This window comes from Rhodanobacter thiooxydans, assembly GCF_030291135.1.
Classification (GTDB): domain Bacteria; phylum Pseudomonadota; class Gammaproteobacteria; order Xanthomonadales; family Rhodanobacteraceae; genus Rhodanobacter; species Rhodanobacter thiooxydans_A.
This window is the reverse complement of record NZ_CP127409.1, coordinates 783,616-807,045: the sequence shown is the minus strand read 5'-3', so window position 1 is coordinate 807,045 and position 23,430 is coordinate 783,616. Positions and strand designations below refer to the sequence as shown.

The following is a 23,430-nucleotide window of genomic DNA, read 5'->3' as shown; positions in this document are numbered from 1 at the left end:
ACGAGGCAAGGTGTAGAAACGGCACCGTCACCCCGCCACCGATCGCTCCTCATGACCGACATGTCCCTGCTGATCCGCCTGGCCGAAGAAGAAGACGACGAATTCATCCTGGCGCAGGTGCCGCGTTTCGTGGATTTCACGCTGCCACCGTGGCGACGGCGCCACGAATGCATCGAGGGCATCCGCAGCGATCTGTTGCGCCACCTGGAAGACCAGCCGGCGAACAGCTACCTGTTCGTGGCCGAAGATGCGGACGGCGAACGGGCCGGCTTCATCCACCTGCAGCGCACCGCGGATTTCTTCACCGGGCGCAGCAACTGCCACATCTCCGACATCGCGGTGGCGCCACAATACGAGAACCGCGGCGTCGGCAAGGCGCTGCTGGCGCACGCCGAGGCCTGGGCACGCGACCATCAGTGCCAGCTGGTGACGCTGGCGGTATTCCCCGGCAACGAGCGCGCCCGGGCGCTGTACGAAACTTCCGGCTATTCGCCCGACCTGCTGCGGCTGGCCAAGCCGGTCCGCTGAATGCGCCAACGAAAGAAGCCGCCCGAGGGCGGCTTCCTTGTTGCGACCAGCGGAATGGAACGCTCAGTTCGCGACCGTGCCGGCAGCCGCTTCGGCCTGCTCACGCACGTCCAGCCGGCGGGCCAGGCGGTCGATGTTGGTCAGCGACAGCAGGTGCGCATAGATCCAGCCGAAGATGCCCTCGCGCAGGAATTCCTGGGCGGTCTTCTCGTCCAGCTCGCGCAGCTTGGCCTCGTTGACCACGAACAGGCCATTGAGGTTGATCGACTTGCCCTGCTGGCCGTCCTTGCCTTCCTTCTGCAGCTGCACGCTGCGCGGCTCCAGCAGGTCGTGCTTGTTCAGCTGCTCCACGAACCACTTGGTGCGCGCCACGTTCTGCTGGAAATCGCCGAGGAAGCCCACGGCATTGGCCAGCAGTTCGCTGTCGGTACCGTCTTCCTGGAACAGGCGCTGGCCTTCGTCCGCGTTGAAGCCCTCGTAACGCTCGTCGAGGAACACGGTGAAGTCATCGCCTTCCTGCCCGACCGGCTTCTCGGCCAGCACGAACGGGTAGCGGCGCACGAAGGCGGGAACGTACGTATCCGGCGCCCACTGGCCGTTGGCGTCGACGTACAGGTTTTCGTTCTGGCGCAGGCCCAGCAGGGCCATCGGGCCGGCATCGGCGGTGCTGGTGCCGGCGAACACGATCAGCAGGTCGCGCGCGGCGACGCCGAATTCGACGCCGGTCAGCGGCACGGAATGCGCGTTCATGGCGAACTTCACGTTCGGCACGGCCTTCATGCGCAGGTCTTTGTGCTCGACACGGTTGAGCGGTACCGGATGCTCGTAGAAAAGAACTTCAGCCACGTTGTCCACCTCTGCCCACCGCCGTGCCGGGTCACCACCAAGCGCCCCTACCAAACCCGGCGTCGGGTCTGTGTTGACTGGCAATCATATCAGTGCTTATCCGCAACGGCGACTGCCCGCCAGGGGTGGCGCTGCCTCATTTGCATGCGGATTGCAACGAAATTGTTCTATGCTGGCCGCAGACAAGCACCCCGCATTGCCTGAACGCTCTTTCGACGCCCCTGGCTGAAGGACGATTTACATGCTGATGGAAGTGCCAAGTCGGGCCGACTTCAACGCGACCCGCGTGTTGTCACTGGACGCCGCCGGCCGCATCCTCGACTGGATCAGCTGGCAGGAGGCGGTTTGCCTGTACGTCCGTGACGCGGTCGCCTGGACCCTGGGCGACCCCTGCCTCACCGTGCACGGCGGCCACAACCGCCTGCTTGGCGCGCAGAGCCTGCTGCAGCTGCACCCGATCATCGCCAGCACCGGCCACTGCCGCGAGCATGCGATCGACCCGGCGCCGGCATTGACCAACACCGCCCTGTTCGCCCGCGACCGCCACATCTGCCTGTATTGCGGCGAGCATTTCGTCCGCGCCGAACTCACCCGCGACCACGTGCTGCCGATCTCCAAGCGCGGCAAGGACGAGTGGGAGAACGTGGTCAGCGCCTGCCTCGCGTGCAACCTGAAGAAGAGCAACCGCACCCCGCAGGAAGCCAACATGCCGCTGCTGGCGGTGCCGTACCGGCCGAGCTGGGTGGAGCACCTGATCCTGTCCAACCGCAACATCCTGGCCGACCAGATGGAATTCCTGGTCAGCCGGCTGCCGCGCGACCGGCGCTCGATGTCCATGCCCGCGCCCGTGGCCGCCTGAGCCCGATCGATCGGGTCGTCCCGATTTGTCGTTGTGCGCGCCACGGTCCCGACGACGGCGCCACGTGAACCCGCGCGCCACGCGGGCACCTCCTGCGGCGCCCCGCCAGCGCCTGTTCACATGTCTGCCCTTGCCCCGCCCCGCCGCTGGACCAACAATACGCGGATGAACGACCTTTCCCACTACCCCCACCTGGCGCCGATCGAGACGCCGGCCGATCTGCGCCGCGTGCCCGACGACGAGCTTCCCGCCGTCGCCGACGAGCTGCGCCAGTACCTGATCGAGGCGGTGGCCAGCTCCGGCGGCCATTTCGGCGCGGGCCTGGGCGTGGTGGAACTGACCGTGGCGTTGCACCACGAATTCGACACGCCGCACGACCGCCTGGTGTGGGACGTCGGCCACCAGTGCTACCCGCACAAGATCCTCACCGGCCGCCGCGACCGCATCACCACGATCAAGAAGAAGGACGGCCTGGCGCCATTCCCGCGCCGCGAGGAAAGCGAATACGACACCTTCGGCGTCGGCCATTCGTCCACCTCGATCTCGGCCGCGCTGGGCATGGCGATCGCCGCGCAGCACAAGGGCGACCAGCGCAAGGTCGTCGCGGTGATCGGCGACGGCGCGATGACCGCCGGCATGGCGTTCGAGGCGCTCAACCACGGCGGCGACGTCGAGCCGAACCTGCTGGTGGTGTTCAACGACAACGGCATGTCGATCAGCGAGAACGTGGGCGCGATGACCAAGATGATGGCCCGCGCCATGGCCAGCCGCCGCCTCAACCAGCTGCGCGAACGGGCCAAGCGGGCAATCCCGAAGCAGTCCTTCATGGGCCGCTTCTTCAAGCGCTGGGAAGAGCACGCCAAGGGCATGTTCGTGCCCTCGACGCTGTTCGAGGAGCTGGGCTTCCATTACACCGGTCCGATCGACGGCCACAACATCCCGAAGCTGCTGCAGGCGCTGCGCACGGTGAAGAACCTGCCCGGCCCGCAGCTGCTGCACGTGATCACCACCAAGGGCAAGGGCTACGCCCCGGCCGAGCAGGAACAGATCAAGTACCACGCGGTGGGTCCGTTCGATCCGCAGGCGGGCCTGGTCAAGAAGGCGGCGCCGGCCCGGCCTGCCTATACCGACGTCTTCGGCGACTGGCTGTGCGACCAGGCCGCCGCCGACGAGCGCCTGCTCGGCATTACCCCGGCGATGCGCGAGGGTTCCGGCCTGGTGCGTTTCTCGAAGGAATACCCCGAGCGCTACTTCGACGTGGCGATCGCCGAACAGCACGCGGTGACGCTGGCCGCCGGCATGGCCTGCGAGGGCGCCAAGCCGGTGGTGGCGATCTACTCCACCTTCCTGCAGCGCGCCTACGACCAGGCCATCCACGACGTGGCGCTGCAGAACCTCGACGTCACTTTCGCCATCGACCGCGCCGGCGTGGTCGGCCCGGACGGCGCCACCCACTCGGGCAGCTTCGACCTGACCTACCTGCGCTGCCTGCCGAACATGGTCATCATGGCGCCGGCCGACGAGAACGAGTGCCGCATGATGCTGAGCACCGGCTTCCACCACCACGGCCCCGCCGCCATCCGCTATCCGCGCGGCACCGGCCCCGGCGCCGCGATCCACCAGCAACTCGACACGCTGCCGCTCGGCAAGGCCGAGCTGCGCCGGCGCGGCCACGGCCTGGCCCTGCTCAGCTTCGGCACGATGCTGGCACCCGCCGCCACGATCGCCGCCGAGCTCGACGCCACCCTGGTCAACATGCGCTTCGTGAAACCGCTGGACGAGGCGCTGCTCGTGGAACTGGCGCAGACCCACGACGCCTTCGTCACCCTGGAAGACAACGCGGTCGCCGGCGGTGCCGGCTCCGCCGTGGCCGAATGCCTGGCCGCACACGGCATCACCCTGCCGATCCTGCATCTCGGCCTTCCAGACGTCTATCTGGAACACGGCAGCCGCGAGGAAGTGCTGAGCATGGCCGGCCTCGACCTGCCCGGCATCCGCCACGCGATCCGCGCGCGCTTCCCGCAGCTTGCCGCCGCCAGCATCGCCAGCGCGGGCTGAGATCCGCCGTCCCGCCGCGCCGGCAGGCGGGTCGGTGCGCGACGACCTACCCGAGACGCCCGCCGCTGACCCGATCGCGCGACTCCAGATCCTGCGCCGTGAATACCTCGGCATAGCCGGCCTCGATGAGCAGGGCGCGGGCGGCGGTGCCCTGGTTCCAGCCGTGTTCGAACAGCAGCCAGGCATCGGCATGCAGGTGGGCACGGGCGTCGCGCACGATGCGGCGGATGTCGTCGAGACCGTCGGGGCCGGAGGCCAGCGCACTGGCGGGTTCATGGCGCAAATCGCCCTGCGCCAGGTGTGGGTCGGCGGCTTCGATGTACGGGGGGTTGGAGACGATCAGGTCGAAGTGCTGGCCGGCCAGCGGCGCCAGCCAGTCGCCATGCACGAAGGCGACGTTGCCGAGGGCATGGCTTTGCGCATTGCGCTGGGCCACGGCGAGTGCGGCAGCGCTGGCGTCGGTGGCGACCACCCGGGCGCGTGGCCGCTCGCGCGCAATCGCCAGCGCGATCGCCCCGCTGCCGGTGCCGAGGTCGGCTACGCTGCAGGCGGCGATTGGCGGCAGGCGCTGCAGCGCCAGCTCCACCAGCAGTTCGGTTTCCGGGCGCGGGATCAGCGTGGCCGGGGTCACTTCCAGATCCAGCGACCAGAAGCCGCGCCGGCCGGTGAGATAGGCCACTGGCTCGCCCGCGGCGCGGCGTTCGACCAGGGCGGCATAAGCCGTCTGGACGTCCATATCCGGCACGTCGTCGGCGTGGGCGAACAGCCAGCTGCGCGGCTGCCGCAGCACATGCAGCAGCAACAGCTCGGCGTCGACGCGCTCGCCGAGCCGAGCGGTCGCGGCAGCCAGCATGTTGCGGACATCAGGCATGCGGCGGCTCCGTCGCCGAGGGCGACAGCTGCGGCGGCGTCACGCCCGGCTTCGGCGCGCGCTTGCGCCAGTAGCCGCCGCGCGTCCACGCGCCGAACGCCCAGCGCAGCCAGTCGATCAGCGACCACGCCAGCCACAGCGCCCACGCCAGCATGGCCAGCTTGTACACCCACAGCGGGACGCTGAACACACCGGCACCGGGCAGCGCATTGGCGCTCTGGTCGGCGAACCAGCGCAGGCTCCACGCATTGGAGGTGTTGCCGGCCACGTGCATGTCCGGCAGGCCAAGCAGGCCCTTGGGCACCGCGCCGACCAGCACCACCAGCGCCAGCACGGTGAGCAGCGCGAGGCCCAGCTGCATCAGGTTGAACGTCGTGCTGTCCAGCCGTTCCGACGGCGTGCTGCGCGCACGCAGGCCCAACAGGATCAGCCACACCACCACCAGCGCGTAGGCGCTCCAGGCAAACGCGGAGAAGCCCAGCCCGAGCAGCAACCAGTGCCGGAAGCGTAGCGGCGTTGGCGCGTAACGCGCGAGCAGCCAGGCGGCGAACAACAGCACAACCAGCTGCGACCAGTACAGCACCGCCGGGCCGGTAGTCGGCCCCCACGTCCACAGTACCCAGCGATCCTGCGGCAGCTGCAGCGCGAGGTCGATGTTCGCCACCGGCGCATGCAAGGCGAACACCGGCGCGTGCGTGCGTGTGGCCACGCCGTGCGGCTCGCGCAGGCGCAACGTGTAGCCGTGTTCGCCGGGCAGCAGCGGTAGGCTGAGCGTGCCGTCGCGCACGGCCAGGTTGACCGGTTGGCCATCGCGGTTCGCGTCCAGCAGCTCGGCGCCGGCAGGCAGACCGATCGCGTGTTCGCCGCCGCGGGTGCTGCGCGCGCGCAGGTCCAGCGTGGTTTCGGTAGCACGCTCCCCGGCGCGGCTGGTTACCTGCACGCCATCGAACGCCAGGCTGTCGCCGGCGATCGCCATCGGCTGGCTGAAGGCCAGCTGCAGGCTCTCGCCAGGCAGCGGCTGGTACAGCAGCCCCTCGTCGCTGGCGCTGGTCGGTACGCCCTTCGCGTCCACGTGCCACATCGGCGCGGCGTGGACTTCCCACACCTCGGCGCGCTCGCCCAGCGCCGGCGCCTCGAGTGCCAGCGTCGCCGCGTGGTCGAGACGACTGGTCCAGCGCACCTCACGGCTGTTCGCGTTGAAGGTGATGCCGATGCGGCCATCCTTCACCAGCACGCCGTCGCCCAGCGGATGCTCACCGGGCAGCAGCGGCAACGTGACACTGAAACCACCGTCCTGTGGGGCGATCCGCTCGACCGTGTTCTCGACCGTCCAGTCCACGCCCAGCTGCAGGCGGCGGGTAAGCCGCACGTACGGCGGAAAACTCTGTGCGGGCGGCAGGTCCTTGCCATCGGTGGCCGTGTGCACGCGCTGCAAGGCAATGCTGTCGCCCAGCAGGCGACCGTCGTCGACGCCAGCCAGCGACCAGCCCTGGCCGTTGAACGCCATGCGCTGCGGGCGCAGCACAAAACGCAGGCTGGCGTTGTCCGTCACGCCGATGCGGTAGCGCAGGCTGACCCGGTGTACGCCACGCTCCAGCCGCAGCAGCAGCTGGTCGCCGCGACGGCTCAGCGGTGCATTCGCATGGCCGTCCACACCGACATCGAGCAACTGCAGCGCGTCATCGGCCTGCGGTAACGGCAGTGCGACGACCGCGCCGATGTGCGCTTCCAGTTCCACGCCCAGCGTATCGCCGCTCGCCTGCACTTGCGCCTGCGCCACGACGGCGCAGGCCGGCGCACACTTCGGCGCTTCGGTCAGCCGGCTGCGCAACTGGTTCAGCAACTGCTGGTCGGGAAGACTTTGCGCATGCACGCCGGCCGGCAACAAGGCGATGGCCAGCAAGGCCGCGCTCGCCACGCCACCGCCGCGCCAATCACGCCAGCGGCCGCGCAGCGGCGTCAGCAGCAGCGGCACCAGCTTCGCCAGCAGCAGCGCCAGCAGGCCCACCATGAGCACCCGCAGCAACCGCACCAGCCAGGCCGGCGCGATCACCAGGTGCGTACTCTGCTGCGCGGTCACCGGGCCGGACCAGCCGAGCCGGTAGTTGTTGCCCTGGTCCCAGTGCGGCGTACCGGCGCCAGCCTGGGTCACGCTGCGGCTGTCGACGGCGTTGCCGGCAAGGGTCGGTACGCCGCTCAGGTTCCGCACGGCTGACCCGGTGACGGAGACGGCTTGCAGCGACAAGTTCGAACCGTTTTGCATAGCCATCGCGGGCGCCGGTGGTGGCAGCGGCGGTGGCGGCGGCATCGTCGCGTCGGCGGAAACTTCGGCGACCGATGGCGGCGCCATGGGTGCAGGCGCCGGCGCCGACTGCGTCATCCGTGCCTTCGCATGAACCTCTTCCTGTGCTGCCTGCTCGGCATAACCCACCGAAACAATCCGGCTCTGGCTTCCACCTTCCAGTTGCGGATGCAGCGCGTACTGCAACTGCGCTGCGGCGAACGGCAGCGTCCACAACACCGCCAATGCGAAGATCGCCACCGCGCCGGCGCGCGCCACCGAGCGCAAACGCCCTTCCGGCAACGCGCGCAGCAGCAGCGCGAGTGCCAGCGTCACCGCCAGCGTCCACAGCGGCGCAGCGCTCTCGTGCTGCGCCAGCGCCAAATAGCCGGCCGCCAGCAGCGCCCACGGCCAGCCCAGCAGACGGCCGGCCAGCAGTGCGATCAAGGCCACCACGAACAGGTCGAGCAGGCTCCACTGGGCAACCCACGAATCGGGCGAGCGGTCCACGCCGGTCACGCCGAGCAGGCGGTAGCCGTGCGGCAGGTGCAAGGTGGCGTCGATGCTTTCCAGCGGCAGCTGCCAGCCGGCGCTGGGAATCGCGCCGTGATGTGTCGGCAGGCGCAGGCCGGCATCCAGATCGAGCTGCTGCTCGCGCAGTTCGACGCCACTGCGGCCGTCCCCACCCTTGCTGACCAGCAGCGGCTCACCGTCCTGGCTGGCCCGCTGCAACTGCCACGGCGCCGCCACGTCGAGGCGCTGGTGATGACGCAGCTCGCTGCTGAGCCGGTCGGCCACGCTGAGGCCGCCGCCGTCGAAGTCCAGCCACAGCTGGCGCTGCAGGTGCAGTTGGTCGCCCTTGCCGCCCTCGTCGCCGCGCGTGCCCTGCTCGATCGCCAGGCCCGCGCCGTCGTTCAGCACGAAGGCCGGCAGCTCGCGCCACTCGCCCGGCACACCGGCTTGCGCGGCATCGGTGGCGTTGCCTTCCACCCGGGTGTTGCGCAGGGCGGGCGCATCGTCGTAACTCCAGATCTCCTGCCGCGGCCACGGTGCCGCCGGCAGCTTCAGCGCCACCTTGCCCAGCGGGGCGACGCTGCGTGCGGCCAGCGTGACCGCCCACTGGCCCGGGCGCAGTTGCACGCGCAGCTGGCCGTCGTTGTCCAGCCGTGCGGGCAGGTCGCCGGACAAGGCGGTGGCCACGAAACCCTCCGGCAGCACCGGGCCGAGCGACTGCTCGCGCGCGCTGCCGGCGACGTTGAACTGCAGCTGCGTCTCCAGCGTGGCCGGCAGGCCGTCGACCAGGCGCCGATACACGCGCAGCGCCAGCGCGTCGGCGGCGCGCTGTGCGGCGGCGGCCTCGCCCAGGGTGAGCTGTTCGCCGTTGCGTTCGATGCGCGTAACCGCCGCGCCGTCGACGCTCAGCACCACCAGCCCGATCGTCGAAGGCACGCGCAGGCGCGCCGGGCGCGCCATCCACGGCAGTACGCCACGCAGCTGATAGTCACCGGGCACCAGCCACAACATCGGCTGGTCGCCCCGCTGCAGCACGGTGGCCGGCTGGTTGTTCGCGCTGACCTGCTGCGGCCAGCTCCGCGCGTCGCCGGGCAGCACCACCCAGCTCGACGCATCCACGTGCACATCCAGGCTGAAGCGGCCACCGTCCTTGTCCGCCGCAAGCACCAGTCGACCGGGCCAGGCGCACTCATGACTGCCGGCATTCGGCGTCTGGGTGGCGAGGAATGGACAGTCGTGCTGCGGCACGTCATGCAGCACCCAGCCCTGCCAGTCGCGCAGCGGCGGCGGTACGTCCTGCGCCGGCAATGGCGCCGCCAGCAACAGCCACAAGCCCAGCAGTCCGAGCGTTCGAGCAAGCATGCGTTTCTCCCTGTGTGCCGCGCAGCCGGCACAGTGTAAGTGGAACACGACAGGCACAAGCGATGTCGCCCCGGTTGCCGCTCCGGCACGAAACGACCTCGCCACTGATTCAACGCTGCCGGCGACACAACGGGGTTACGTGCCGGCAACGACGCCGCCGTATAGTGGGACGGGCTTTCCCGTCACGGTGAACCGCATGACCCGACTCAATCGCCAGCTGCGCCTCCGGACCCGCCCCGAAGGCCTGGTCCGGCGCGAGGATTTCGACCTGGTCGAACAGCCCGTGCCCGCGCTGAAGGACGGCGAGGTACTCGTGCGCGTGCTGTATATCTCGATGGACCCGACCAACCGCGTGTGGATGCGCGACATCCCGCAGTACCTGCCGCCGGTGGCGATCGGTGAGGTAATGCGTGCGCTCGGCCTGGGCCGCGTGGTGCAGTCGCGTTCGGCGCAGTACCGCGAAGGCGACCTGGTGCAGGGCGTCACCGGCTGGCAGGACTACCTGGTGCTGCACGAAAGCGCCAGGGGTTACGTGCGCCTGCCCGCCGACCCCGGCATCCCGCTGCCCACCCTGCTTGGCGCAGCCGGCATGAGTGGCGTCACCGCCTACTACGGCCTCACCGATATCGCTCCCGTGCAGGCCGGCGAAACCCTGGTGGTCTCCGCCGCCGCCGGCTCGGTCGGCTCCGTCGCCGGCCAGATCGGCAAGATCATGGGCGCCCGCGTGGTCGGCATCGCCGGCGGCAGCGACAAGTGCCGCTACCTCACCGACGAACTCGGCTTCGATGCCGCCGTCGACTACAAGGCCGCCGACTTCAAGCAGCAACTCAAGGCCGCCACTCCCGACGGCGTGCACGTCAACTTCGAGAACGTGGGCGGCGAGGTGATGCGGGCGGTGCTCTCACGCATGGTGATCGGCGGACGCGTGGCGTTGTGCGGCCTGATCTCTGGCTACAACAGCGACGAGCGGCCGCGCGACGATTACGGTGTGTTCGTGATGAAGCGGCTGAGCATGCGCGGGTTTCTGGTGCTCGACTACACCAGGACGCGCGAGGCGGTGCAGGCACTTGCCGGGTGGATTCGCGACGGGCGGTTGAAGGCGGAGGAGACGATTGCCGATGGCCTGGAGAACGCACCGGAGGTATTGAACCGGCTGTTTGATGGAAGCCATCGGGGAAAGCTGGTGTTGCGGGTAGTCCCCCAGGCGTAATCGACCGGTGCCTTTTCATGCCTTCTTTCAGCCAGGACCTTGCGGCCGACATGGCTGATTCGATGCTGGACACGATCCTGAAGCCGCGGCCGAAACCGCTTGCGCGACAGCCAGGGAATCAAGCTCTCAGCGCAGCGCCCATGCGGCGATGATCCGATGGATCTCGTCCAGCCCGTCGAACAGCGCCGCCGGGCCCGGCTGCAGGATGATCGGCGACTTGATCTCGTGCAGCTCGCCGTGGCGCACCGCGGGGGTCGTGTCCCAGCCTGGCCGCGCCGCGACTTTCTCGGGACGAAAACGCTTGCCGCACCAGGAGCCGAGGATGATGTCCGGCGCGCGCCGTACCACCTCGTCGCCGTTTGGCAGGATGCGCTGCTTCGCCAGCGGTTCGCGCGCGAGTTCGGGAAAGCAGTCGTCGCCGCCGGCGAGGCCGATGATCTCGGCGACCCAGCGGATGCCGGTGATGATCGGCTCGTCCCATTCCTCGAAGTACACCCTGGGCCGCCGCGGCAGTCGTGCGGCGGCGGCGCGGATCTCGGCGATGTGCCGCTCGGCTCGCTGCGCGTAGGCCTCGGCTTTCTCGTGTGAGCCGACCATCGCGCCGAGCCGGCGGATGTAGGCCAGGATGCCGTCGACGCTGCGGTGGTTGCTGATCCACACCTCGACGCCGGCTTTGACCAGCTCGCGCGCGATGTCGGCCTGGATGTCGGAGAAACCGATCGCCAGGTCCGGTTCCAGTTTCAGGATCTCGCCGATCTTCGCGCTGGTGAAGGCGGAGACCTTCGGCTTCTCCCTGCGCGCGCGCGGCGGCCGCACGGTGAAGCCGGAGATGCCGACGATGCGGCGCTCCTCGCCGAGCGCGTACAGCACCTCGGTGGGCTCCTCGGTGAGGCAGACGATGCGCTGCGGGTAGTGGTCCGGCAAGCCGGCATCCGGTGCGGCGTGATGCATGCGTTCAATTCCCCAACACGGTCACCACGACCTTGCGCTGGTGCGGGTCGAGGCGGTGTTCCCACAGGTAGATGCCCTGCCAGGTACCCAGCATCAGCTTGCCGCCGTGCACCGGCACGGTGAGGCTGACCCCGGTGAGGGTCGAGCGGACGTGGGCCGGCATGTCGTCCGGGCCTTCCGCGTCATGCTGGAAGAGCGGATCACCGTCCGGCACGGCGCGGGCGAACCAGCGCTCCAGGTCGTTGCACACGGCGGGGTCCGCATTCTCGCTGATCAAAAGCGAACAGCTGGTATGCGCGGTGAACACCTGCGCGATGCCGGTCTGTACGTGGCTGGCCGCCACCGCGTCGCCGACCTGCGTGGTGATTTCGCTGAAACCGCGCCCGCGCGTGTGCACGGTGAAGCTGCCCTGCGCCACATGCTCTGCGGGCAGCGCGCGGGTCACGGGTACAGCATCCGGCTGGTCCAGGTCTGGCCGTGGCGATCCCAGCGCACCCGCTCGTGCAGGCGGAACTCGGCGCCGTACCAGAATTCCAGCATGTCCGGCTCCACCACGAAGCCGCCCCAGTGCGGCGGGCGGGTCACCTCATGGCCCTCGAACTGCTGTTCGTAGCGCGCCACCCGCTGCTCGAAGCTGTCGCGATCAGGCAGCGTCTGCGATTGCAGCGAGGCCCATGCGCCGATCTGGCTGCCGCGCGGCCGGCTGGCGAAGTAGGCGTCCGACTCTTCCGCCTGCAGCTTGCGTACCACGCCTTCCACACGCACCTGCACGCCTTCGCGCAGCTGCTTCCAGTGGAAGCACAACGCCACCTGCGGATGCGCCTCGAGCTGGCTGCCCTTGTCGCTGTCGTAGTTGGTGTAGAAGCGGAAGCCGCGCTCGTCGACTCCCTTGAGCAGCACGATGCGCGAGGCGACCCGGCCGGAACCGTCCACGGTGGCCAGGTTCATCGCCGTCGGCTCGCGGTCGCCACTGGCCTTGGCTTCGTCCAGCAGGTGCTGGAAGGTGTCTAGAATCTCGGATTTGAGCATGGTGTCTGAAACTTTCCTTTTGCATCGTGGCCGACACGCGCCATCATGGTGCGGATGAATCCGACTGATAATAGTGCAATGCCCCATCCATCCCGTACCAGCCTGGCCCGGATGACGGCGCCATCTTCCGCCACGACATGTGAAGGCGGCAGCGATATGCCCGCTGGCGCGATGCTTCGCCGCCGCGGCCTGCCGGTGGCGGAAATTCCCCCCGGAACCACGGTACCTCGCGGATGACGTCCCACGCCGACATGCAGAACGAGGCCCTCGCCGGCCACCTGCTCGACCAGTACGCCGGGCGCATCGCCCGTTCGCGCCGCCCGTACATCCTCGGCCTGTCCGGCCTGCAGGGCAGCGGCAAGAGCACCCTGGCGCGGGTGATGAAGGCCCAGGCCGAAGCCCGCGGCTGGGCCACCGAGGTGCTCGCGCTGGACGACTTCTATTACGCCCGCAGTGACCGCGAGGGGCTGGCGCGCGACGTGCACCCGCTGCTGCGCAGCCGCGGCGTGCCGGGCACGCACGAGATCGAGCTGCTGATGTCGGTGCTGGCTGCCCTGCCGCATGCCTCGGACAAGCTGCCGGTGTCGCACCCGCGCTTCGACAAGGGCCGCGACACCCGCTTCCCGCCGTCGCGCTGGCCGCGCACCACGCGGCCGCCGCGGCTGGTGATCGTGGAAGGCTGGGCGCTGGGCATCCGCCCGCAGCTGCAAGCCGCGCTGGCCAGGCCGGTCAACGAACTGGAGCGTACCGAGGACCCCGACGGCAGCTGGCGGCACTGGGTCAACAAGCAGCTGCGCGGCTACCAGCCGCTGTGGCGCAAGTTCGACGCGCTGATCGTGCTGCAGGCGCCAAGCTGGGAGATCGTGCGCCGCTGGCGCGGCGAGCAGGAACAGGAGCTGCTGGCCCGGCACGCACCGCTGGCGATGGACGCCGCCGCGATGGAACGGTTCCTGGCGCACTTCGAGCGGCTCAGCCGGCACGCGCTGGCCACCCTGCCGGCACTGGCCGATACCTGCGTGGAATACGACGACGACCGCCACGTGACCGGGCTCAGCCACGGCTGAAGCCGGGAATCGGGAAAGCATCGCACGGCGCCAATCCCGATTCCCGCGGCGATCAATCGACCACGAAGTTCACCTTCATGTTGACGCGCCACTCGGTCACCGTGCCGTCGTCCTTGGTCACCACCTTGATCTCGTTGACCCATGCGCCCTTGATGTTCTTCACCGACTCGGCGGCCTTGCTCAGGCCATGCTGCACGGCGTGCTCGAAGCCCTTGCTGGACGAAGCGTTGATTTCGATGACCTTGGCTACCGACATGGCGTCAATCTCCCGTGGAATCGTGCAAGCGGCACGCAGCGCTCCCCCCGCCCGAAGTCCGAGTCTGTGCCGCCGCCATCGGCGGGGGCAAGCCGCACTGCAAAATCACCTCACGTTGACGCCTCGACCTGCACCGCGGTGCCGTAGGCCAGCACCTCGGTGACACCCTGCGCTACCTCGTTCGCGTCGTAGCGCATTGCCACCACGCCATTCGCGCCCATCGCGGCGGCGTGCTGCAGCATCAGCTCGTACGCTTCCTCGCGCGCCTTCTCGCACAGTTCGGTGTAGATCGAGATGTTGCCGCCGACGATGGTCTGCAGCGCCGCGCCGAGATTGCCGACCACGCTGCGCGAACGCACGGTGATGCCGCGCACGATGCCCAGCGAACGCACGATGCGGCAGCCGGGAATGTCGTTGGCGGTGCTGACCTGGTGATGCGGGACCGCGTTGGCCATGGCAGTTCTCCTGTGGTGGATGGTTCAGCCGTCGAGCAGCGCGGCATAGCCTTCGCGCGCGTCCGGCCATTGCGGCGCCCAGCCGCTGGCGCGCAGCCGCGCATTGCGCAGCCGCTTGCTGCCCACGCCGGCCGGCGCCGCACCCTCGGCGGGCAACGGTGCATCGATCAGGGCCGCGAGGAAGTCGTACAGCTCGTCGAGCGGCATCGGCGTGTCGTCCACGCCGAGATACAGCGGCTGCGGCGATTTCAATCCCAGCAAGTGCACGATCGCGGCAGCGGCATCGTCGACATGGATCCGGTTGGCCCAGTGCGGCGCCTCGCGCGGCACCCGCAGCTGCCCCGCGCGCAGGCGCTCAATCAGCTGCAGCCGTCCCGGCCCGTATAGCCCGGCCAGCCGCAGCACGGTCGACGGCAGCGATTGCTCCGCCAGCCATTGCTCGGCCTCCAGCAGCACTGCACCGTTGAACCCGGGTGGGTCGGTCGGGGTGGCCTCGTCGACCCAGTCGCCGTCGTGTTCGCCGTAGACGGCGCTGGACGAGACGAACAGCACGCGTGCCAGCTTGCGGCGATCGAGTGCGTCCAGCAGGTGGCGCAGGCCGTCCACGAAGATCGCGCGGTACGCCGCCTTGTCGCGCGTCGCCGGCGCCGGCAGGTAGGCCAGCCGGGTGATCCCGGCCGGCAGTTCGCGCAGGCTGGCCGGATCGGTCAGGTCGCCGCGCAGCCAGTGGATGCCGTGCCCGCCGCGCGCCGGCGGCTGGCGCCGTAGCGCCCAGACCTCGTCGCCGCGCGCGCGCAGGCGCTGCGCCACGCGTTCGCCCAGGTCGCCGCATCCGGCCAGCAGGATACGTTCACTCACCATCAACCTCCCGTCACGCCATCCGGGCCGATCCGCCCTGTTAGCATTTGCCCATGAATCCGTCGCCCAACCTTTTCATCATCGGCCCGACCGGCGCCGGCAAGACCTCGATCGGGCGACGACTTGCCGCGCATTATGGCCTGAGCTTCGTCGATCTCGACCAGGAGATCGAACATCATTGCGGGGTGGACGTGAACACGGTGTTCGCGATCGAGGGCGAGGCTGGTTTCCGCCAGCGCGAAAGCACGCTGCTGGACGAGTGCAGCCGCCGTCCCGGCGTGCTGCTGGCCACCGGTGCCGGCGTGGTGCTCGCGCCACACAACCGCCGGCATCTGCGCGAGCGCGGCTACGTGGTGTGGCTGCAGACCACGATCGAACAGCAACTGGAACGGCTGGAGCGCGACCACCGCCGCCCGCTGCTGGCGGTGCCCGACCGCCACGCACGGCTGCAGGCGATGGCGCAGGAGCGCGAGCCGCTCTACCGCGAACTGGCCGACCTCGCGGTGCCCGGCGAACACGGCAGCGTTGCCGCCGCCAGCGAGCGCTGCATCGCGCTGATCGACCACCATTGGCAGCGCCCCGGCGCAGCACCCAGGCAGACGGCATGAACGACCACGCATTCCACACCATCACCGTCGCCCTCGGCCAGCGCAGCTATCCGGTGTGGATCGGCGCCGGCCTGCTCGCCGATCACGCGCGCTGGCGCGCCGTGCTGCGCGGCCGGCATGCGCTGGTGGTCAGCAACACCACGGTGGCGCCGCTGTACCTGCCGCGCATCGAAGCGGGACTGGACGGGTTGCACCGGTCGACGTTCCTGCTCGACGACGGCGAGATGCACAAGAGCTTCGCCAACGTCGGCCGCGCGCTGGAGGCGCTGGGCGAACTCGGCGCCACCCGCGACGCCTGCGTGATCGCGCTGGGCGGCGGCGTGGTCGGCGACCTGGCCGGCTTCAGCGCGGCGTGCTGGATGCGCGGCATCGACTTCATCCAGATGCCGACCACCCTGCTGGCGATGGTCGATTCCTCGGTCGGCGGCAAGACCGGCGTCAACCTGCCGGTCGGCAAAAACCTCGCCGGCGCGTTCCACCAGCCGCGCGCCGTGATCGCCGACATCGACACCCTGGCGACACTGCCCGATCGCGAATACCGCGCCGGCCTGGCCGAGGTGATCAAGGGTGCGGCGATCGGCGACGAGCCGTTCTTCGCCTGGCTGGAACAGCATGCCGCCGCGCTCGCCGCGCGCGATCCCGCCATCGTGATGGAAGCGATCGCGCGGAAGGTTCGGTACAAGGCCGGCGTGGTCGCCCGCGACGAGACCGAGCAGGGCGAACGCGCCCTGCTCAACTTCGGCCACACTTTCGGCCATGCGCTGGAAACTGCCGGCCGCTACACCACCCTGCTGCACGGCGAGGGCGTGGCGGTGGGCATGCTGCTGGCCGCCCGGCTGTCCGAGCAGCTGGGCATGAGCGAACCGGCCGCCACCGCCCGCCTGCAGCGCCTGCTGGAAACCCTCGGCCTGCCGGTGGCGATCCCGCCCGGGATGGACGCGCAGCAACTGCTGGCGCTGATGCGGCTGGACAAGAAGAACACCGCCGGCACGCTGCGGCTGATCCTGTGGCGCGGCATCGGCCGGGCCGAGATCGTCGGCGGCGTGAACGAGGCCGACGTGCTGGCCGTGCTGCAAGCCGCGGGATGAACCGCCGGGTGTGACGACATGGCCCGACCCGGCCACGAGTCTGCCCGCGCAAATCCTATAAACTGTGCCGTCCGGCTACGCGCCTGTTCGTGCGGCATCCCTGGAACCCATGCGCCTCTATCTGCAAACCGTGCCCGGCAGTACCGACGCACCCCGCTACGTCCAGATCACGCTGGAGCAGGACCTGCTCGGCGGCTGGACGCTGTACCGCGAATCCGGCATCCAGGGCGGCCGCGCCACCATGAAGCGCGAGCAGTTCCTGGAGCGCGACGAGGCGGTCACCGCCTTCGAGAAGGCCCGCGACGCCCAGCTCAAGCGCGGCTTTCGCCTGATGTTTGCCCAGGGGCTGGAAGGCCCGTACGGACGCTGATTGAAATGACTGACGTGTTGAAGAACGACCGCTTCCTGCGCGCACTGCGCCGCGAACCCACCGACACCACGCCGATCTGGGTGATGCGCCAGGCCGGCCGCTACCTGCCCGAATACCGCGCCACCCGCGAGCGTGCCGGCAGCTTCATGGCCCTGGCGCAGCATCCCGAATACGCCTGCGAAGTGACCCTGCAGCCGCTGGAACGCTTCGAGCTGGATGCCGCGATCCTGTTCTCCGACATCCTCACCATTCCCGACGCGATGGGCCTGGGCCTGTCGTTTGCCCACGGCGAAGGCCCGCAGTTCGCGCGTCCCGTGCGCAACGCCGCCGACATCGCGCAACTTGCCGTGCCCGACATGGACGGCGAGCTGCGCTACGTGATGGACGCGGTGCGCCTGATTCGCCAGGAACTGCATGGCCGCGTGCCGTTGATCGGCTTTTCCGGCAGCCCGTGGACGCTGGCCTGCTACATGGTCGAAGGCCACGGCTCGCGCGACTTCGCCACGCTGAAGGCGATGTGCTGGAACGAACCGAAACTCGCCCACCAGCTGCTCGACACGCTGGCCCGCGCCGTCGCCGCCTACCTGGTCGCCCAGGCTGCTGCCGGCGCGCAGGCGCTGATGATCTTCGACACCTGGGGTGGCCTGCTCGGCCCGGCGCCGTTCCGCGAGTTCTCGCTGCGCTACATGACGCAAATCGTGGCCGCGCTGAAGGCCGATGCCCATGCGCGCGAATTGCCGGTGATCCTGTTCTCCAAGGGCGCCGGCATGCACCTGGCCGAGATGGCCGACAGCGGCTGCGCCGCGCTCGGCGTCGACTGGACGATGGACCTAGCCGACGCCCGCCGCGCCGTCGCCGGCAAGGTTGCCCTGCAGGGCAACCTCGACCCCGCCGTGATGCGCGCCAGCCCGGAAGTGATCCGCCGCGAGGCTCGTACCGTGCTGGACAGCTACGGCAACCACCCCGGCCACGTGTTCAACCTCGGCCACGGCATCACGCCGGAAGTCGATCCGGAACATGTGAAGGTGCTGGTCGACGAGGTGCACGCTTACGGCCGCGCGTTGCGCGGCGGCTGAGCGGAGGAGCGGCGGCATGGCCTGGCTCGTCAGCAAGTACCTGATCACCGCCGCCGTGGTGGTGATCGTCTCGGAGGTGGCCAAGCGCAGCGACCGCCTCGGCGGCCTGATCGCCGCGTTGCCGCTGGTCACCGTGCTGGCCCTGATCTGGCTGCAGCTCGAGCACCAGTCGCCGGCGAAGATCGCCAACCACGCCTGGTACACGTTCTGGTACGTGGTGCCCACGCTGCCGATGTTCCTGGCCTTCCCGGCACTGCTGCCGCGTCTCGGCTTCTGGCCCACCCTGCTCGTCTGCGTGCTGATCACCGTGATCTGCTTCGGCCTCTTCGCCCTGCTGGTGCGCCGCTTCGGCATCGAGTTGCTGCCCTGAGCGAACTGGGCTTTTGGCAGCCAGCCGCCCGCCCCGTACAATTGCTTTCTTTGCTTCTACCCCCACGCGCCGGCCACGGCGCGCCATTGCGAGTCCCCTGATGGACAAGAGTTTCGAACCCGCCCAGATCGAGTCGACGTGGTACGCGCGCTGGGAAGCCAGCGGTGCGTTCAGGCCGTCGGGCCAGGGCGAGCCGTATTGCATCCTGCTGCCGCCGCCGAACGTCACCGGCACGCTGCACATGGGCCATGCGTTCCAGCAGACGGTGATGGACATGCTGGTGCGCTACCACCGCATGCGCGGTTTCAACACGCTGTGGCAGGTCGGCACCGACCATGCCGGCATCGCCACCCAGAAGATCGTGGAGAACCAGCTGGCGGTCGAGGAGAAGACCCGGCACGACCTGGGCCGCGATGCCTTCGTCGAGCGGGTGTGGCAGTGGAAGGAGGAATCCGGCTCCACCATCACCAACCAGATGCGCCGCATCGGCGCCGCCGCGGACTGGTCGCGCGAGCGCTTCACCATGGATGAAGGCTTGTCTGCCGCGGTGCGCAAGGTGTTCATCGACTGGTATCGCGCCGGCCTGATCTATCGCGGCAACCGGCTGGTGAACTGGGACCCGGTACTGGGCACCGCGGTGTCCGATCTGGAAGTGAACAACGTCGAGCGCGACGGCCACATGTGGTCTATCCGCTACATGACGACCGACGGCGCCGCTTCGCTGGTCGTTGCGACCACGCGACCGGAAACCATGCTCGGCGACGTGGCCGTGGCCGTGCATCCGGAGGACGAGCGCTACGCGCACCTGGTCGGCAGGACGCTGAAGCTGCCGCTGACCGATCGCGAGATTCCGGTGATCGCCGACGACTATGTGGACAAGGATTTCGGCACCGGCTGCGTGAAGATCACCCCCGCGCACGATTTCAACGACTACGCGATCGGCCAGCGGCACAAGTTGGCGCCGATCACCATCTTCACGCTGGACGCCAAGGTCAACGACAACGCGCCGGAGAAGTATCGCGGACTCGATCGCTACGATGCGCGCAAGGCCATGCTGGCCGATCTCGAAGCCGCCGGCCTGCTGGTCGAGACGAAGCCGCACAAGTTGCAGGTGCCGGTAAGCCAGCGCTCGGACGCGGTGATCGAGCCGATGCTGACCGACCAGTGGTTCGTCGACCTCACCTCGGATGTCCAGACAGATGGACGTCCGGGCGGCCGCAAGGCGATCACCGAGCCGGCGCTGGACGCCGTACGCTCGGGTGAGATCAAGTTCGTGCCGGAGAACTGGAGCACGACGTATACACAATGGCTGGACAACATCCAGGACTGGTGCATCAGCCGCCAGCTGTGGTGGGGCCACCGCATCCCGGCGTGGTACGACGAGGCCGGCAACATCTTCGTGGGCGAGGACGAGGCCGACGCGCGAGCCAGCGCCACCACCGCGCCGATCGGCGCGCTGCGCCAGGACGACGACGTGCTGGACACCTGGTTCTCCTCGGCACTGTGGCCGTTCTCCACGCTGGGCTGGCCGGCCGATGGCCCGGTGAAGAACGAGCGCGGCGACGTGGTCGCCAACTGGGAGCAGGACAAGATCTTCCTGCCCAGCGCCGTGCTGGTCACCGGCTTCGACATCATCTTTTTCTGGGTCGCCCGCATGGTGATGGCGACCAAATACTTCACCGGCCGGATCCCGTTCCGCGAGGTCTACATCAACGCCATCGTGCGCGATGCGGAAGGCCAGAAGATGTCCAAGTCCAAGGGCAACACGCTGGACCCGCTGGACCTGATCGACGGCATCGCGCTGGAACCGCTGGTGGAAAAGTCCACCAGGTCGCTGCTGATCCCGCAGGTACGCACCAAGGTCGAGAAACGCATCCGCAAGGACTACCCCGACGGCATTCCGGCGATCGGCACCGACGCGCTGCGCTTCACCTTCGCCGCGCTGGCCAGCTACAGCCGCACCATCAACTTCGACATCAAGCGCGCCGAAGGCTACAAGGCGTTCTGCAACAAGCTGTGGAACGCGGCGCGGTTCGTGCTGATGAACCTGCCGGAAGGCGAGATTGCTGCACCGGTCGGCGCGCCGGTGACCGAGGCCGAGCGCTGGATCATCACCCGCCTCAAGCACACTCTCGAACATGTCGATCAGCACTTCACCAGTTACCGCTTCGACCAGCTCGCGCAAGCGCTGTACGAGTTCGTCTGGAACGAGTACTGCGACTGGTTCCTGGAGCTGGCCAAGCCGGCCTTGAGCGGCGACGACGCGAATGCCGCTGCATCGACCCGCCATACCCTGCTCGTGGTGCTGGAAAGCGTGCTGCGTGCACTGCACCCGGTGATTCCGTTCATCACCGAAGAAATCTGGCAGTCGGTGGCACCGAAGCTGGCCTTCAGCGAAAGCAGTCTGATGCAGCGGCCGTGGCCCCGCCCGGATGAAATCGTTGCCGATATTGCAGCGATGTCCGAAATCGAGTGGTTCAAGAACGTGCTCTCCGGCATCCGCCGGATTCGCTCGGAAATGAATATTTCACCCGGCAAGACGATCCCACTGCTGCTCGCCGACGGTGACAGCGGCGACCGTACGCGGGTAGCAAAGTTCGCCACGCAGATCGCCTTCCTCGCCCGCACGGAAGCGCCGCAGTGGATCGAAGCCGGTGCCGACGAACCAGCCGCCGCGGCCGCCGTGGTCGGCACGCTGCGCGTGCTGATTCCCCTCGCCGGACTGATCGACCTCGGTGCTGAAAAGACGCGCCTGGCCAAGGAAATCGCCCGCATCGAAGTCGAGATCAAAAAGTGCGAAGGCAAGCTGGGCAACGCCAGCTTCGTTGCCAACGCGCCGGCCGAAGTGGTCACCCAGGAACGTCAGCGCATCGCCGACTGGAACAACACGCTGGGCGCGCTGCGCGAGCAGGCCGCGAAGCTGGCTGGCTGATCTTTCTCGCCCTTCCCGCGAAGCGGGAGAAGGGCTGAGGGGGAGTGCTTTTGCCCCTCAACACATCAAGCAAGAACGCTCTTGCCTATTTCTTGATATCGCCTGCGGCGATATCAAGCACCATGACGATCGCGTCCTCGCGACCATGGCGCGCCGGGTAATAGCGCGGCCGGCGGCCGATCTCGCGAAAACCCACCGACTCGTACAACGCCTTCGCCAGCGGATTCGACGGCCGCACTTCGAGGAATACCCGCTCGGCGCCGTTCCAGCGTGCGATGTCCAGCAGGCGCCCCAGCAGGTGGCGGCCCAGGCCGCGGCCGCGCCAGTCCGGCCCGATGCACAGATTCAGCACGTGCGCCTCGCCGGCCCCCGTCGACAGGATGCCGTAGCCGGCGACCACCGCGTCCACGCACAGCACCCAGCACGGGTGCCCGGCCTTCACGCAATCGCTGAAGATGCCCGCCGACCACGGGAATTCGTAGGAGGCATTTTCCAGCGCGCTGACCGTATCCAGGTCTTCGGCCCGCATGCCGCGCACCTGGATCACCGGCTTGATCACCGCGACCATGGCGCTCAGCCGGCCGCAGCGGCCAGTGCGCGGCGCACGCTGCGCAGCGCGTTCCACAGCCGACGCTTGGCGCCGGCACTGCCCAGCACCAGCGCCGGTTCGTCGGCCAGCACGATCTGCGCCTGGTGCATCACTGCCGCCGGCAGCGCGCGACCCAGCGCATGCGCCTGCGCTTCGCCGAACACCAGGTAGGCCTGCGCCTCGGGCACGCCCGCGGCCAGCTGGCCGTCGCTCGCCGTGACCCGCGCGGCACGCGCCAGTGCAGCGCCGCACGCATTCAGGGCGCGTCCGATCAGGTCAAGCTCGCGCGCGCTGCAGCCCGGCGGCAACACCACCACGCAGGCCACGCCCGCCGCCATGTCAGGGGCGGCGGAAGCCGCGTATTCCGGCGCCGCCACCCGTAGTTGCCACGGCGTCACGCCCAGCGCGCGCAACACGCGGGCGCGATGACCGGCGTCGGCATGCTGGCGTGCCGGGGCGCTCATGCCGCGCTGCGCCGCGACCGGCGCCGGTGCGTGGCCAGGCTCCAGATCGTCCACACCGGGCCGGACAACAGATAGAGCGTGAAGCCGACGAACAGCACGCGCGGCGTATCCAGGATCAGCAAGGCCAGCAGCAGCACCGCGACCACCATCCACACGAACGGCACGCGCTGGCGATCGCCCGTCGGCAACGATTTGAAACTGAAATAGCGGAAGCGGCTGACCATCAGCAGGCCGACCACGATCGCGATCACCGGCGTGACGAAACAGAAATCGCTGCCGGCCAGGCCGAACTTGTCCACGCTCCACACGAACGACATGCACACCGCCGCCGCCGCCGGGCTGGCCAGCCCCTGGAAATAGCGCTTGTCGGCCACGCCGACCTGGGTATTGAAGCGTGCCAGCCGCAACGCGGCGCAGGCGGCGTAGATGAACGCGGCGGCCCAGCCCAGCTTGCCCCACAGCGGGCCGAAATCGCGCAGTGCCGACAGCGACCACGTATACATCACCAGCGCCGGTGCCAGGCCGAAGCTGACCAGATCGGACAACGAGTCGTATTGCACGCCGAACTCGGTCTGGGTGCCGGTCATCCGCGCCACGCGCCCGTCCATGCCGTCCAGCAGCGCGGCAATGAACACCGCCACCGCCGCCTCGGTGTAACGGCCGCCGATGCTGGCGATGATCGCGTAGAAACCCGCGAACATCGCTCCCGTGGTGAACAGGTTCGGCAGCAGGTAAATACCCCGGTGACGGGGTGGGCGGGCGGGCAATGGCTCACTCATGAATCAAGACCGT

At 68.7% G+C, this 23,430-nt stretch carries 23 protein-coding genes; 11 read left to right on the top strand and 12 right to left on the bottom strand.

What is annotated here, in order from left to right; all coding sequences use genetic code 11:
- Window positions 1-51: 51 nt before the first annotated feature.
- A complete protein-coding gene (locus QQA13_RS03500; RefSeq protein ID WP_108472747.1) occupies window positions 52-528 on the top strand; it encodes a GNAT family N-acetyltransferase in 477 nt (158 codons plus the stop codon).
- A gap of 63 nt (window positions 529-591) precedes the next feature.
- Here the strand turns inward: QQA13_RS03500 and QQA13_RS03495 are convergent, their stop codons facing one another.
- Window positions 592-1,374: a SapC family protein gene (locus tag QQA13_RS03495; protein WP_234411382.1), complete on the bottom strand. Its 783-nt coding sequence runs from the start codon at window positions 1,372-1,374 to the stop codon at window positions 592-594.
- 241 nt (window positions 1,375-1,615) lie between these two features.
- Here QQA13_RS03495 and QQA13_RS03490 point away from each other — a divergent pair, with 241 nt between their 5' ends.
- Both QQA13_RS03490 and dxs read left to right on the top strand, forming a co-directional pair.
- A complete protein-coding gene (locus tag QQA13_RS03490) occupies window positions 1,616-2,233 on the top strand; it encodes an HNH endonuclease (RefSeq protein ID WP_108472745.1) in 618 nt (205 codons plus the stop codon).
- A 165-nt stretch (window positions 2,234-2,398) separates the two neighbouring features.
- Window positions 2,399-4,291 carry a 1-deoxy-D-xylulose-5-phosphate synthase gene (dxs, locus tag QQA13_RS03485; RefSeq protein ID WP_108472744.1) on the top strand — a complete coding sequence of 631 codons (1,893 nt, stop codon included), beginning with the start codon at window positions 2,399-2,401 and terminating at the stop codon, window positions 4,289-4,291.
- Window positions 4,292-4,337: 46 nt separating this feature from the next.
- Here the strand turns inward: dxs and prmC are convergent, their stop codons facing one another.
- Entirely contained in the window at window positions 4,338-5,162 is an 825-nt protein-coding gene (prmC, locus tag QQA13_RS03480; protein WP_108472743.1) for a peptide chain release factor N(5)-glutamine methyltransferase, read from the bottom strand.
- Window positions 5,155-9,318 carry a hypothetical protein gene (locus QQA13_RS03475; protein WP_108472742.1) on the bottom strand — a complete coding sequence of 1,388 codons (4,164 nt, stop codon included), beginning with the start codon at window positions 9,316-9,318 and terminating at the stop codon, window positions 5,155-5,157. The genes prmC and QQA13_RS03475 overlap by 8 nt, the downstream gene beginning before the upstream one ends.
- A 196-nt stretch (window positions 9,319-9,514) precedes the next feature.
- Here QQA13_RS03475 and QQA13_RS03470 point away from each other — a divergent pair, with 196 nt between their 5' ends.
- Complete coding sequence (locus QQA13_RS03470) at window positions 9,515-10,528, top strand: NADP-dependent oxidoreductase (protein ID WP_108472741.1); 1,014 nt, start codon at window positions 9,515-9,517, stop codon at window positions 10,526-10,528.
- Window positions 10,529-10,654: 126 nt separating this feature from the next.
- Here QQA13_RS03470 and QQA13_RS03465 read toward each other — a convergent pair whose 3' ends face one another.
- Genes QQA13_RS03465 through pdxH form a run of 3 tightly spaced genes read right to left on the bottom strand, consistent with a single transcriptional unit; the run spans window position 10,655 to window position 12,508 of the window.
- Window positions 10,655-11,479, bottom strand: a complete 825-nt coding sequence (locus QQA13_RS03465) for an ABC transporter substrate-binding protein (protein WP_108472740.1) — start codon at window positions 11,477-11,479, stop codon at window positions 10,655-10,657.
- Between the two features lie 4 nt (window positions 11,480-11,483).
- Window positions 11,484-11,924 (bottom strand): secondary thiamine-phosphate synthase enzyme YjbQ, encoded by a 441-nt coding sequence (locus QQA13_RS03460; protein ID WP_108472739.1) that lies wholly within the window; start codon window positions 11,922-11,924, stop codon window positions 11,484-11,486.
- Window positions 11,921-12,508, bottom strand: a complete 588-nt coding sequence (gene pdxH / locus QQA13_RS03455) for a pyridoxamine 5'-phosphate oxidase (RefSeq protein WP_108472738.1) — start codon at window positions 12,506-12,508, stop codon at window positions 11,921-11,923. The genes QQA13_RS03460 and pdxH overlap by 4 nt, the downstream gene beginning before the upstream one ends.
- Before the next feature lie 233 nt (window positions 12,509-12,741).
- On the opposite strand from pdxH, the gene QQA13_RS03450 reads away from it, so the two are divergent.
- Window positions 12,742-13,572 carry a kinase gene (locus QQA13_RS03450; protein WP_108472737.1) on the top strand — a complete coding sequence of 277 codons (831 nt, stop codon included), beginning with the start codon at window positions 12,742-12,744 and terminating at the stop codon, window positions 13,570-13,572.
- A gap of 52 nt (window positions 13,573-13,624) precedes the next feature.
- Here the strand turns inward: QQA13_RS03450 and QQA13_RS03445 are convergent, their stop codons facing one another.
- The 3 genes from QQA13_RS03445 to QQA13_RS03435 form a co-directional block, all read right to left on the bottom strand.
- On the bottom strand, window positions 13,625-13,828 hold the full coding sequence (locus QQA13_RS03445; RefSeq protein WP_108472736.1) for a dodecin family protein: 204 nt from the start codon (window positions 13,826-13,828) through the stop codon (window positions 13,625-13,627).
- A gap of 110 nt (window positions 13,829-13,938) precedes the next feature.
- Complete coding sequence (locus QQA13_RS03440) at window positions 13,939-14,283, bottom strand: YbjQ family protein (RefSeq protein WP_108472735.1); 345 nt, start codon at window positions 14,281-14,283, stop codon at window positions 13,939-13,941.
- A gap of 24 nt (window positions 14,284-14,307) precedes the next feature.
- Window positions 14,308-15,141, bottom strand: a complete 834-nt coding sequence (locus QQA13_RS03435) for an SDR family oxidoreductase (protein ID WP_108472812.1) — start codon at window positions 15,139-15,141, stop codon at window positions 14,308-14,310.
- Between the two features lie 53 nt (window positions 15,142-15,194).
- On the opposite strand from QQA13_RS03435, the gene QQA13_RS03430 reads away from it, so the two are divergent.
- The 6 genes from QQA13_RS03430 to QQA13_RS03405 all read left to right on the top strand — a co-directional run bounded on the left by QQA13_RS03430 (window position 15,195) and on the right by QQA13_RS03405 (window position 21,585).
- Window positions 15,195-15,749: a shikimate kinase gene (locus QQA13_RS03430; protein ID WP_108472734.1), complete on the top strand. Its 555-nt coding sequence runs from the start codon at window positions 15,195-15,197 to the stop codon at window positions 15,747-15,749.
- Window positions 15,746-16,837, top strand: coding sequence for a 3-dehydroquinate synthase (aroB, locus tag QQA13_RS03425; protein ID WP_108472733.1), 1,092 nt, complete (start codon window positions 15,746-15,748; stop codon window positions 16,835-16,837). The genes QQA13_RS03430 and aroB overlap by 4 nt, the downstream gene beginning before the upstream one ends.
- Before the next feature lie 109 nt (window positions 16,838-16,946).
- Window positions 16,947-17,207: a WGR domain-containing protein gene (locus QQA13_RS03420; protein WP_108472732.1), complete on the top strand. Its 261-nt coding sequence runs from the start codon at window positions 16,947-16,949 to the stop codon at window positions 17,205-17,207.
- A 5-nt stretch (window positions 17,208-17,212) separates the two neighbouring features.
- Entirely contained in the window at window positions 17,213-18,283 is a 1,071-nt protein-coding gene (gene hemE / locus QQA13_RS03415; RefSeq protein ID WP_108472731.1) for a uroporphyrinogen decarboxylase, read from the top strand.
- A gap of 16 nt (window positions 18,284-18,299) precedes the next feature.
- Complete coding sequence (locus tag QQA13_RS03410; protein WP_108472730.1) at window positions 18,300-18,653, top strand: DUF3147 family protein; 354 nt, start codon at window positions 18,300-18,302, stop codon at window positions 18,651-18,653.
- 100 nt (window positions 18,654-18,753) lie between these two features.
- Window positions 18,754-21,585, top strand: coding sequence for a valine--tRNA ligase (locus QQA13_RS03405; RefSeq protein WP_108472729.1), 2,832 nt, complete (start codon window positions 18,754-18,756; stop codon window positions 21,583-21,585).
- Between the two features lie 85 nt (window positions 21,586-21,670).
- On the opposite strand, the gene rimI is transcribed toward QQA13_RS03405, so the two are convergent.
- The 3 genes from rimI to QQA13_RS03390 are packed head-to-tail and all read right to left on the bottom strand — an operon-like array spanning window position 21,671 to window position 23,417.
- Window positions 21,671-22,153, bottom strand: coding sequence for a ribosomal protein S18-alanine N-acetyltransferase (rimI, locus tag QQA13_RS03400; RefSeq protein ID WP_108472810.1), 483 nt, complete (start codon window positions 22,151-22,153; stop codon window positions 21,671-21,673).
- Window positions 22,154-22,158: 5 nt separating this feature from the next.
- The gene (locus tag QQA13_RS03395) at window positions 22,159-22,638 is read right to left on the bottom strand and encodes a hypothetical protein (protein ID WP_108472811.1); all 480 of its coding nucleotides are present in this window, start codon (window positions 22,636-22,638) and stop codon (window positions 22,159-22,161) included.
- The gene (locus QQA13_RS03390) at window positions 22,635-23,417 is read right to left on the bottom strand and encodes a CDP-alcohol phosphatidyltransferase family protein (protein WP_108472728.1); all 783 of its coding nucleotides are present in this window, start codon (window positions 23,415-23,417) and stop codon (window positions 22,635-22,637) included. Before QQA13_RS03390 ends, QQA13_RS03395 begins: the two co-directional genes overlap by 4 nt.
- Window positions 23,418-23,430 lie beyond the last annotated feature (13 nt).

Coding starts and splice junctions, on each gene's coding strand:
- QQA13_RS03500 (WP_108472747.1), top strand. CDS start 52: ATGACCGACATGTCCCTGCTGATCCGCCTGGCCGAAGAAGAAGACGAC.
- QQA13_RS03490 (WP_108472745.1), top strand. CDS start 1,616: ATGCTGATGGAAGTGCCAAGTCGGGCCGACTTCAACGCGACCCGCGTG.
- dxs (WP_108472744.1), top strand. CDS start 2,399: ATGAACGACCTTTCCCACTACCCCCACCTGGCGCCGATCGAGACGCCG.
- prmC (WP_108472743.1), bottom strand. CDS start 5,162: ATGCCTGATGTCCGCAACATGCTGGCTGCCGCGACCGCTCGGCTCGGC.
- QQA13_RS03475 (WP_108472742.1), bottom strand. CDS start 9,318: ATGCTTGCTCGAACGCTCGGACTGCTGGGCTTGTGGCTGTTGCTGGCG.
- QQA13_RS03470 (WP_108472741.1), top strand. CDS start 9,515: ATGACCCGACTCAATCGCCAGCTGCGCCTCCGGACCCGCCCCGAAGGC.
- QQA13_RS03465 (WP_108472740.1), bottom strand. CDS start 11,479: ATGCATCACGCCGCACCGGATGCCGGCTTGCCGGACCACTACCCGCAG.
- pdxH (WP_108472738.1), bottom strand. CDS start 12,508: ATGCTCAAATCCGAGATTCTAGACACCTTCCAGCACCTGCTGGACGAA.
- QQA13_RS03450 (WP_108472737.1), top strand. CDS start 12,742: ATGACGTCCCACGCCGACATGCAGAACGAGGCCCTCGCCGGCCACCTG.
- QQA13_RS03445 (WP_108472736.1), bottom strand. CDS start 13,828: ATGTCGGTAGCCAAGGTCATCGAAATCAACGCTTCGTCCAGCAAGGGC.
- QQA13_RS03440 (WP_108472735.1), bottom strand. CDS start 14,283: ATGGCCAACGCGGTCCCGCATCACCAGGTCAGCACCGCCAACGACATT.
- QQA13_RS03430 (WP_108472734.1), top strand. CDS start 15,195: ATGAATCCGTCGCCCAACCTTTTCATCATCGGCCCGACCGGCGCCGGC.
- aroB (WP_108472733.1), top strand. CDS start 15,746: ATGAACGACCACGCATTCCACACCATCACCGTCGCCCTCGGCCAGCGC.
- QQA13_RS03420 (WP_108472732.1), top strand. CDS start 16,947: ATGCGCCTCTATCTGCAAACCGTGCCCGGCAGTACCGACGCACCCCGC.
- hemE (WP_108472731.1), top strand. CDS start 17,213: ATGACTGACGTGTTGAAGAACGACCGCTTCCTGCGCGCACTGCGCCGC.
- QQA13_RS03410 (WP_108472730.1), top strand. CDS start 18,300: ATGGCCTGGCTCGTCAGCAAGTACCTGATCACCGCCGCCGTGGTGGTG.
- QQA13_RS03405 (WP_108472729.1), top strand. CDS start 18,754: ATGGACAAGAGTTTCGAACCCGCCCAGATCGAGTCGACGTGGTACGCG.
- rimI (WP_108472810.1), bottom strand. CDS start 22,153: ATGGTCGCGGTGATCAAGCCGGTGATCCAGGTGCGCGGCATGCGGGCC.
- QQA13_RS03395 (WP_108472811.1), bottom strand. CDS start 22,638: ATGAGCGCCCCGGCACGCCAGCATGCCGACGCCGGTCATCGCGCCCGC.
- QQA13_RS03390 (WP_108472728.1), bottom strand. CDS start 23,417: ATGAGTGAGCCATTGCCCGCCCGCCCACCCCGTCACCGGGGTATTTAC.